9 protein-coding genes and 1 pseudogene are annotated in these 9,351 nt (G+C 66.5%); 2 read left to right on the top strand and 8 right to left on the bottom strand.

The features are described 5' to 3' along the window. Positions 1-76: 76 nt before the first annotated feature. From A6A05_RS19265 to A6A05_RS19235, 7 genes are read right to left on the bottom strand one after another with little or no spacing between them, the layout of a single operon-like run. Positions 77-778: a pseudouridine synthase gene (locus A6A05_RS19265; RefSeq protein ID WP_068504733.1), complete on the bottom strand. Its 702-nt coding sequence runs from the start codon at positions 776-778 to the stop codon at positions 77-79. After that, positions 775-1,818 (bottom strand): class I SAM-dependent methyltransferase, encoded by a 1,044-nt coding sequence (locus tag A6A05_RS19260; RefSeq protein WP_068504732.1) that lies wholly within the window; start codon positions 1,816-1,818, stop codon positions 775-777. The genes A6A05_RS19265 and A6A05_RS19260 overlap by 4 nt, the downstream gene beginning before the upstream one ends. A 33-nt stretch (positions 1,819-1,851) precedes the next feature. Then, positions 1,852-3,525: an arsenical pump-driving ATPase gene (arsA, locus tag A6A05_RS19255; protein ID WP_068504730.1), complete on the bottom strand. Its 1,674-nt coding sequence runs from the start codon at positions 3,523-3,525 to the stop codon at positions 1,852-1,854. A gap of 10 nt (positions 3,526-3,535) precedes the next feature. Beyond that, a complete protein-coding gene (gene arsD, locus A6A05_RS19250) occupies positions 3,536-4,666 on the bottom strand; it encodes an arsenite efflux transporter metallochaperone ArsD (RefSeq protein ID WP_068504729.1) in 1,131 nt (376 codons plus the stop codon). After that, a complete protein-coding gene (arsB, locus tag A6A05_RS19245) occupies positions 4,663-5,688 on the bottom strand; it encodes an ACR3 family arsenite efflux transporter (RefSeq protein ID WP_068504727.1) in 1,026 nt (341 codons plus the stop codon). Before arsB ends, arsD begins: the two co-directional genes overlap by 4 nt. A 1-nt stretch (position 5,689) precedes the next feature. Further along, entirely contained in the window at positions 5,690-6,148 is a 459-nt protein-coding gene (locus tag A6A05_RS19240; RefSeq protein ID WP_068504726.1) for an arsenate reductase ArsC, read from the bottom strand. Next, entirely contained in the window at positions 6,145-6,558 is a 414-nt protein-coding gene (locus A6A05_RS19235; RefSeq protein WP_068504724.1) for an ArsR/SmtB family transcription factor, read from the bottom strand. The genes A6A05_RS19240 and A6A05_RS19235 overlap by 4 nt, the downstream gene beginning before the upstream one ends. Positions 6,559-6,721: 163 nt before the next feature. Here A6A05_RS19235 and A6A05_RS19230 point away from each other — a divergent pair, with 163 nt between their 5' ends. Then, positions 6,722-7,294 (top strand): response regulator transcription factor, encoded by a 573-nt coding sequence (locus tag A6A05_RS19230; protein WP_156521161.1) that lies wholly within the window; start codon positions 6,722-6,724, stop codon positions 7,292-7,294. An 861-nt stretch (positions 7,295-8,155) separates the two neighbouring features. Here A6A05_RS19230 and A6A05_RS19220 read toward each other — a convergent pair. Beyond that, complete coding sequence (locus tag A6A05_RS19220; RefSeq protein ID WP_068504717.1) at positions 8,156-8,584, bottom strand: hypothetical protein; 429 nt, start codon at positions 8,582-8,584, stop codon at positions 8,156-8,158. A gap of 660 nt (positions 8,585-9,244) precedes the next feature. Between A6A05_RS19220 and A6A05_RS20450 the strand changes: the two are divergent. Further along, positions 9,245-9,351 (top strand): annotated as a pseudogene (locus A6A05_RS20450) (IS66 family transposase); the annotation flags it as partial.

The raw sequence follows: 9,351 nt of genomic DNA, 5'->3' as shown, positions 1-9,351 counted from the left end.
TCGCCGACAGCGACAGGGTCAAAAGCCTCTGCTATCAGCCCTGGGTCCAGCAGGTCATTTCGTAGGTTCGCCGGTATCAGCCTTCGAACACCTGGGCCGCTTCGGCTGGCGAAAGCATCCGCCATTGGCCTTCGGCCAGATCGCCCAGGTCCAGGCCGCCGATGCGGACGCGCTGCAGGCTTTCGACATGGTTGCCGACGGCCGCGAACATCCGCTTGGCCTGATGGTAGCGGCCTTCCGAAATGGTCAGCCGTGCGGTCGTCGGCCCCAGAACTTCCAGCTCGGCCGGGGCCAGCGGCGTCTTTTCCGACCGCAGCATCAAGGTGCCGGCGGCGAAGATGGCCGCCTCGTCACCGTTCAGGGGCCGCGCCAGTTGCACCAGATAGGTCTTGGCGATCTTGGCCTTGGGCGCGGTGACCCGGTGCGAGAAATCGCCGTCGTCGGTCAGCAGCAGCAGGCCGGTGGTGTCGCGGTCGAGCCGGCCGACCGGGGCGACGATCGGCTTTCTGCGCATGAAGCGCCAGGGCAGCAATTCATAGACGATCTTGCCGGGATCGCTGGTCGAGCAGGTATAGCCGGCCGGCTTGTTCAAGATCGCCACCAGCCCGGCCGGCGGGTCCAACGTTTGTCCGTCGATACGGATGTCGTCATGGTCGGCGGTGGAATTCTCGCCCAGTTGGGTTCCATCGGCCAGGCGGACCCGGCCAGCCCGCAGCATGGCCTTGACGTCCTTCTGGCTGCCATAGCCCAAATTGGCGATCAGACGAACCAATCTCATCTTCTGGCCTCGATGCGGTCGCTGGCCAGCAGCACCTTGTAGCCGGCCTGGTCGGTCAGGCATTCGACCTCGCGGAACAGGCGCTTCAATTCGGCTTCGTAGGGCAGGTGGCGGTTGGCGACCAGCACCAGCTTGCCGCGCCGGCGGATCGACTTCCAGGCCGCTTTGATGAAGGCCTGACCGATGGTCGGGTCGGGCTTGGCCCCTTCATGGAAGGGCGGGTTGGTGACGATCCAGTCATAGGGATCGGTCGGCGGCAGGCCGGCGGTGACGTCGTGCCAGCGGGCCGACACGCACGCGGCCCGCTCGGGCACCAGCGCCGCCAGGTTGGTGGCGCAATCCTCCAGCGAGCCGGTCTCGGCCTCGAACAGGTCGATGGCGGTGATTGCGGGGAAGCGCCGCAGCAGCTCGACCGCCAGATAGCCCCAGCCGCCGCCCAGATCGGCGACCCGTCCGGCCAGATTGGCCGGCAATGTGTCCATCAGCAGGCGCGAGCCGGGATCGACATGGTCGGGGCTGAAACCGCCGGCCCGGGCGACGAAGCCGGAATCTGCCACCGCGCGCGGGCGTCCGCCCTGGTGCCACTCGGCCAGGATGGCCGGGGCTGCGCCATCGGCCTTATGGCACCAGAAGGTGCGGGCATTGTGCTTGGACAGGTTGCCGTCCAGGCCGAAGGCGGCTTCGAATTCGCGCTGGGTGCTGGCGGCGCCCAGGGCATTGGCCCCGCACACCATCAACAGGCCGCCCGGTTCCAGCAGGTCCCAGGCCCGGGCGATGTTGGCGCGGTTCTCGCCCTTATGCTTGGTCAGCAACACCAGGCCGGCGGGGAAGGCCCCGTCCAGCCGCGCCACCGGCTTCAGGCCGGCGGCGGTCAGGCGGTCGAATTCGGGCTTGAAGCCCTGTTCGCACACCAGGATGTCGCGCCAATCGCCGGCCAGCGCGTCGTCGGCGGTGGCGCGCATCAGGAAGGCGCGTTGGGGGATCGCAAGCAGGCCCTTGTCGAACGGCAGCAACAGGGCGCGGATCAATGGATCAGACATGGCGCCGGATGTAGCACGCCCATCCCCGCCCTGTCACCCCCGCCAGGGGATCAAGGCGGTGCGGCCGGGCGAAAGCTGGGTGACCCGGTCGATGAAGGCGGTCTCGGCGGCGCCCTTCCTGGCCAGCACCGGGTCGGTGGTGCCGCTGGCCAGCAGGCTTTGGTTGATGACCCAGGCGAACGGGGTGATGCCGGCGCGGATCAGGTCGGTTTGCAGCCGTTCGGCCTCGTGCACCGGGGTCGCCTCGGGCAGGGTGACGATGATGGCGCGGGTGAATTGGCCGTCGCGCAGGCGCGGCAGCAGGGCGCGCACCGCCTCGGGCATTTCGGTCTGGGTGCGAAGCACGTCGCGGTGATAGGCCTCGGCGGCATCCAGCAGCAAGATGGTGTGGCCGGTCGGCGCGGTGTCAAGGATGACGAACTGGTCGCGGCCCAGCTCGACGGTGCGCGAGAAGGCGCGGAACACGGCGATTTCCTCGGTGCAGGGCGAGCGCAGATCCTCGTCCAGCATGGCGCGGCCGGCCGGGTCCAGATTTGCGCCGGCCTTGGCCAGCACCTCGGCGCGGTAAAGCTCGACCTCGGCGGCGGGGTCGATGCGGGTCACCGTCAGGCCGGGCAAGGCTTCGGTGACCGCCTCGGCGACATGGGCGGCGGGGTCGGTGGTCGACAGCGTCACCATGTGGCCGCGCCGGGCCAGGGCGGTGGCGATGGCGGCGGCGATGGTGGTCTTGCCGACGCCGCCCTTGCCCATGGTCATCACCACGCCGCGCCGGGCGGCGGCGATTTCATCGATCAAGGGCGCAAGCCCGGCCGGCAGGGCGGCGTTCGGCGCGGCCCCGCCCAGGCCGCGCAAGGCATCCAGCCCGACGGTGCCGGTCGCCAGCAAGGCGGTGTCGGTGCGGGGCAGGGTGCCAAGGACCGCCGGCATCGCGGCCAGCGCTTCGCGGCCCCGCTGTTCCAGGGCGCGGGCGATGGGATCATCGGGGACGGCGGCAACGAACAATCCGTTGATGGCCAGGCACAGATTGCTCACCCCCAGCTCGGCCAGTTCGCCGCGGGTGCGCTCGGCCTCGCGCAGGGCGGCGCGTTCGGGCCGGCTGACCAGGATGATGGTGGTGGCGGCCGGATCGGACAAGCTTGCCACGGTGGCCGCGTACAGCGCCTTCTGCTTCTCGAGCCCGGCCAGCGGCCCCAGGCACGAGGCGCCGCCGGTCGCCGATTCGATGAAATCGGTCCAGGCCGACGGCAGGGTCAGCAGACGCAAGGTGTGGCCGGTCGGCGCGGTATCGAACAGGACATGGTCGAAGCCGGCGGTCGCCGCCGGGTCGCCCAGCAGGGCGGCGAACTGGTCGAAGGCGGCGATTTCCACCGTGCAGGCGCCCGAGAATTGTTCCTCCATGCTGGCGATGGCGGCGGCCGGCAGGATGCCCCGATAGGGGCCGACCATGCGCTCGCGGTAATCGCGGGCGGCGGCCTCGGGGTCGATGTTCAGGGCGAACAGGTTGGCAGCGCCCGCGATGGCGGTTGGCGTGGCCTTCAAGTCGGTCCCCAGCACCTCGTCCAGGTTAGAGGCCGGGTCGGTGCTGACGATCAACACCCGCTTGCCGGCATCGGCCAGGGCCAGGCCGACAGCACAAGACAGCGAGGTCTTGCCGACGCCGCCCTTGCCGGTGAAGAAGGCGTGACGGGTGGTGATCTGCGGCAGCATGGGCTTATCCTTAGCAGCACCCGGATTTGGGCGTGCAGCACGGCGACGCGGGGTCCTTGATTCCCAGCTTGGCGGCCAGTTGCGCCCGGGTCGGATAGATGCCGATCGAGACGATATGCCCGTCGATGGCGATGATCGGCAGGCGGTCCATGCCGATTTCCATCTCGCGGACCACCTCGGGGTTGGCGACGAAGGCCTGGGGCTCCTGGCCCAGATTGTAGCGGGTGACGCTAACACCTTGTTCGGCCAGCCATTTCAGGTCGGCGGCAAAGGTGACCAGGGCGGGATCGACCTCGGGCCCGCACACGCCGGTCGAGCAGCACATGGCGGGATCATAGACTTCGAGCTTCTTCATGGCGGCGACTCCTTCGCTGGTTCCGGGCTTGCGGGCGGTGATGACGGCCGAGACGACATGGTCCTCGACCCCTTGGCCCGGCGCCCAATCCTTGATCAATTCGCGGCTTTCCGGCGTTTCCTCGATGCGGATATCGACGAAGCCGGCCTGGCGCATCCATGCTTCCAGTTCGGCGGGCCGTGCCGCACCGCCGACGCAGCCGCACAGCAGGCCGGCATCGCTGACCATGGCGGCGGGCAGCGGCTTCAGGCCGACCACGTCCGACACCGCCAGGCGGCCGCCGGGTTTCAGCACGCGGAAGGCCTCGGCGAAGACCTGGGCCTTGGCCGGGGACAGGTTGATGACGCAATTGGACATCACCACGTCGGCCGAATTGTCGGCGACGGGCAGATGCTCGATCTCGCCCAGGCGGAACTCGACGTTGGCATGGCCGACCGTGGCGGCGTTGGCGCGGGCCTTGGCCAGCATCTCGTGGGTCATGTCGATGCCGATGACCCGGCCGCCGGGGCCGACCTGAGCGGCGGCCAGGAAACAATCGAAACCGGCGCCGCTGCCCAGATCGATCACCACCTCGCCCGGCTGAAGGGCGCCGATCGCCTGCGGGTTACCGCAGCCCAGGCCCAGATTGGCGCCGTCGGGCACGGCCGCCAGTTCGGCCTCGCCATAGCCCATGCGCCGAGCCATGTCGTCGGGCTTCGGGGTGCCGCAGCACGATTGCGCGGCCGCCCCGGCGGCGATGGCGCCGTAACGGTCGCGCACCAGGGCGCGCTGGTCGTTCTCGTTCATATAGGCTTTCCTTCGTACCAGGCTTTCGAGGAATTGACGATCCTGACCACCGACAGCATCACCGGCACCTCGATCAGCACGCCGACCACGGTGGCCAGCGCCGCGCCCGACTGGAAGCCGAACAGGCTGATGGCGGCGGCGACCGCCAGTTCGAAGAAGTTCGACGCCCCGATCAGGGCCGACGGGCCGGCGACGCAATGGGCGACGCCCAGCTTCTTGTTGAGCAGATAGGCCAGGCCGGAATTCAGATAGACCTGGATGGTGATCGGCACCGCCAGCAGGACGATCACCAGCGGCTGGGCGATGATCTGCTCGCCCTGGAAGGCGAACAACAGCACCAGGGTCGCCAGCAACGCCGCCAGCGACAGCGGCCCCAGCCGGGCCAAGGTGACGGCCAGGGAATCGGGGCCGCGGACCAGCAGCAGCTTGCGCCATGCCTGGGCGATGATCACCGGCACGACGATATACAGCACCACCGACAGGAACAGGGTGTCCCACGGCACGGTGATGGCCGACAGGCCCAACAACAGGCCGACCAGCGGGGCGAAGGCCACCACCATGATGGCATCGTTCAAGGCCACCTGCGACAGGGTGAAATGGGGCTCACCGTTGGTCAGGTTGGACCACACGAACACCATGGCGGTGCAGGGTGCTGCGGCCAGCAGGATCAGGCCGGCGATGTAGCTGTCGATCTGCTCGGCCGGCAGGAACGGGCGGAACAGGGTCGAGATGAACAGCCAGCCCAGCAATGCCATCGAGAACGGCTTGACCGCCCAATTGATGAACAAGGTGACGCCGATGCCCTTCCAATGCTCGCGCACCTGATGCAGGGCGCCGAAATCGATCTTCAGCAGCATCGGGATGATCATCAGCCAGATCAGCAGGGCGACCGGCAGGTTGACCTGGGCGAGCTCCAGCCGGCCGATGGCCTGGAACGGCGCCGGCCACAGATGGCCCAGCGCCACGCCGGCTACGATGCACAGGCCCACCCACAGGGTCAGATAGCGTTCGAACAGGTTCATCTCAGACCTCGGCGGCCCGGTCGGGCCCGACTTCGATCAGCTTGCGAATCTTGGCCTCGATCATGGCGTAAACCTCGCGGAACACCGCCAGGCGCTCGTCATGGCTGCCCTCGGCCGCCGCCGGGTCGGGAAAGCCGATATGGACCTTGGACGGCGTGCCCGGCCAGATCGGGCAGATTTCACCGGCGGCGTTGTCGCAGACGGTGATCACCAGATCCATCCTGGGCGCGTCGGCCAGGGCGAATTCGTCCCATGATTTCGAGCGCAGGCCTTCGGTGGCGTGACCCTTTTCCCGCAAGACCTCGATCGACAGCGGGTTGACCTTACCGGTCGGCTTCGAGCCGGCGCTGAAGGCCCGCCACTTGCCGCCGCCCAGATCGTTGATCAGGCATTCGGCCAGCACCGAGCGGGCGGAATTGCCGGTGCACAGAACCAGGACATTGATGGGTTTGTCGGTCATGGGGATGTTCCGCAGCAGTTTGAGCCAGAAATGGGAAGGGCCAGTGCCGCCCGGCCCTGGTCGCACAGCGTCTGCACCGCGACGGCATTGACCCGGAGCAATATTGCGCGGTCGGCGGCAACGGTCGGGTCGTCGTCCATCGCCTTGGCGACCAGATCCAGGAAGGCGCGGGTGTAGGCGTTGAAGTCGCGTTCGGCCAGGCGGTAATAGATCCACTTGCCGTCGCGCCGCTGCTGCACCAGGCCGGCGGTCTTCAGCGCCGCCAGGTGCTTGGACACGGTGGCGGCGGCCAGGTCCAGGACGGCGGTGATCTGGCACACGCACAGCTCGCCGCCTTCCAGCAGCTTCAGGATGCGCACCCGGCTGGGGTCGGCCACGGCCTTGGCGACGGTTTCGAAAGTCTCGATCATGGCGACACGCTAATATCAATTCGCTGTATAGCGAAATGATATATTTATTACGGCCCGGCCGCAAGCCCGTTCGCCGCCACCAGAGATTGACCGGCGCCTAGCACGCTCGTAAGCTTTTTCGGTGCCGCTGCCGCCGGTCCTGGCAGCCCGAAAGGTCCAGCCGATGACCAGTCCCGTTCATGTGATCGTTGTCGACGACGAGGCGGAGATCAGGGCGGTGCTGACCGCCACCTTGGAGCGCGAGGGCTATCGGGTCACCGCCTGCGCCGACGGCGAGGCCTTTTGGCGAGCCGTCGCCGCCGACCAGCCCGACATCGTCCTGCTGGACCTGAAGCTGCCCGGCGAGAACGGTTTTTCCATCGCCCGCAGGCTGCGCGGTCAGTCGAATGCCGGCATCATCATCGTGTCGGGAATGGGCGACGTGGTCGATAAGGTGGTCGGCCTTGAAGTCGGCGCCGACGATTTCGTCACCAAGCCGTTCGACGGCCGCGAACTGGTGGCGCGCATCCACTCTGTCCTGCGCCGTAAGGTCGAGGCGCCCGGGGCCACACCGGTCGAAAAACGCATCGCCGAATTGGCGGAGAAGTTGGAGTTGGTGTCTGGCCAGATCGCCGAGGTCGGGGTCGAGGCCCATCACATTGAGGAAATCGTCGAAAAGGCCGCCGCCGTCAAAAGTCCCAAGTCGGTCGGCGGCGTCACCTGGCAGCCCCAGGGCGAGGATTGGCGCAAGGACTGAGCTCGAGAGCCGCTTCCGATCAAACGGAATCGGCTCTCGATCTTTGTCTGGCCCTTGCGGAATCCGGCCTTGTAGTCGAGGTCGGGAAAAAGCCGGGGACGTGGATCGTCTCCGATACCGCCGGCAAGCTGGTCGGATCGGTGGACAGACTCGTGGGCGTGCCGAAATCCGAGGTTTCGGCCCGCCTTGCGGGGACACCCGACCCCACGCCGCCGACGAGGCGCCGCAGAGCGTCAGCCGAGGGAGATGTACACACAAGGAGGGAGATAGGCATGCAGTCAGCCGAGGCAAATGTACCCACACAGTCCGCACAGACTGGAAAAGTGATTCCCTTCGCCCCCGCACAACAGGGGCAGGGACAGGCATCCATGCTCCGTCGGATCACCGAAGCCATCATGGCCCTTGTACGCAAGCTCTTTGGCCTCGCGGGACAGTACGAGTCCCGCGCCGTCAGGCCCGAAGACCCTCAAGCCATCGTCCAAGCCCTGACAAAGGCCGTCAGGGAGGCCGTCCGCGACGCAATGCGGGAGCACAGGCAATCGGAAGAGCGTCTCCGCGAGCATGATGCCGCCCGCCCCGACGGCCTCAAGGCTCGTCTGACAGGCAAGCGTAGCCGTTGGGAGCGGGATCGCCGCCCCCTTGCCGACGACGAGGCACGCACCGCCGCCACGGTGGACAAGGCACAGGATGCCCTCGCCAAGGCAGAGGCCAAGGCCCTGCCCAAGGCCCAAAAGGAGGCTTCGGACAACGTCCAAGCCAACGCCGCCGACCTCGCCAAGGCCGCCGCCCTGCGGCACACCGCGGAGGCCCTCATTGCCGGTGATCCCGCCACCATTGTCGCCGCCGAGCGTGGCGCCGACATCAAGGATGTGGTCGCCGTCGCCAAGGGGTGGACTCCCCCACTCCAAAGAACTCGATGCGCTCGTCGGTGTGGCGGTTCAGCCAGTCGAGGGCTTCACGGTGCTCCTCGCGGACCTCGGGGCTGATCCAGATGATGACCGCGGAGTCCAAGCCCGAGGCGTAGGTGATGAGCTGGCCGAGGTGGCGATGGTCCGTCGGCTCGAGCTGGTTCTCGATGATGACGGGCCGGTCGCGGCCTGTGTCGTGTGCCTGGATGTCGCAGGAGAAGGAGCCGACCGATTTCTCGGTCTGAATCAGCTCCAGGTCGAGACTCAGTGCCTCGCCCAGCAGTCCAAGGTGTTCGGCCAGCCAGGGGGTGAAGTCGCCCGCTTCCCTTTCCCAAAGTTTTCGCGGATCGACATGCTCGAGTTTTCCGAGGTGAATGGTCATTTGCCCCCCTGATGCCATCCGCCGTCGGTCAGCGAAGGCGTGCACGCAGTGTGTGTAGGGTCTTCATCGGCCCAATGCCTCATGGTCAATACCTAATTCTAGAAAGTTCGGCGTAGTGCCGTTCGTTGATGATTCCGGCCTGTAGCGCCTTGAGTCTCCAATGGGCCAGCTCACTGTTGGCGAGGATGAGCTTGTTGCGCAGGTCCGACACTTCTAGCGATAGGAGCTCGTGATCGGCTGCTTTTGCGGCAAGCTCAACTACCTTTAGTGATGTTCTGGTCATCGACGGTGCTTGCTGGCGTACTTGCTGACCAGCCCCTTCCACTCGCGCGGGGTCGCACTGCCCACCGCAGCCTTCTTGATCATTCTCGCCAAGTCCGCCCGACACTGCTCGTCATACCTCTGAGCCTGATTGAGAAGGCTCCATCCATCGGCACCGATGATTTCAAAAACCTTCTGGGATTCTGCTTGAATAGCCGCTCCGATCAGTTCGGCCGCAGAACCCGCTTCACCAAGTCATGAAAAACGCTATTCTGATGCCGCACGGTGTTGCTCCAATTCGTGTCCAGGAGACGCGCCAAACGTCTGAACACGAGTAGAATCAACGCCGTGCACTCAGTCCACTAAATTAAACCGGACAGCAGTGTGCTTGACGCGGGCATGCTCAAGCGCTGGCCCGCCTTCACCCGCTTCCTCGACGACGGCCGCATCTGTCTGTCGAACAATGCCGCCGAACGCGCCCTGCGCGGCATCGCCTTGGGCCGGAA

Origin of the sequence: Magnetospirillum moscoviense (assembly GCF_001650635.1) — a bacterium.
Lineage (GTDB): Bacteria > Pseudomonadota > Alphaproteobacteria > Rhodospirillales > Magnetospirillaceae > Magnetospirillum > Magnetospirillum moscoviense.
Note: the sequence above shows the minus strand (reverse complement) of the source record. Positions and strands in the feature narration are given on the sequence as shown.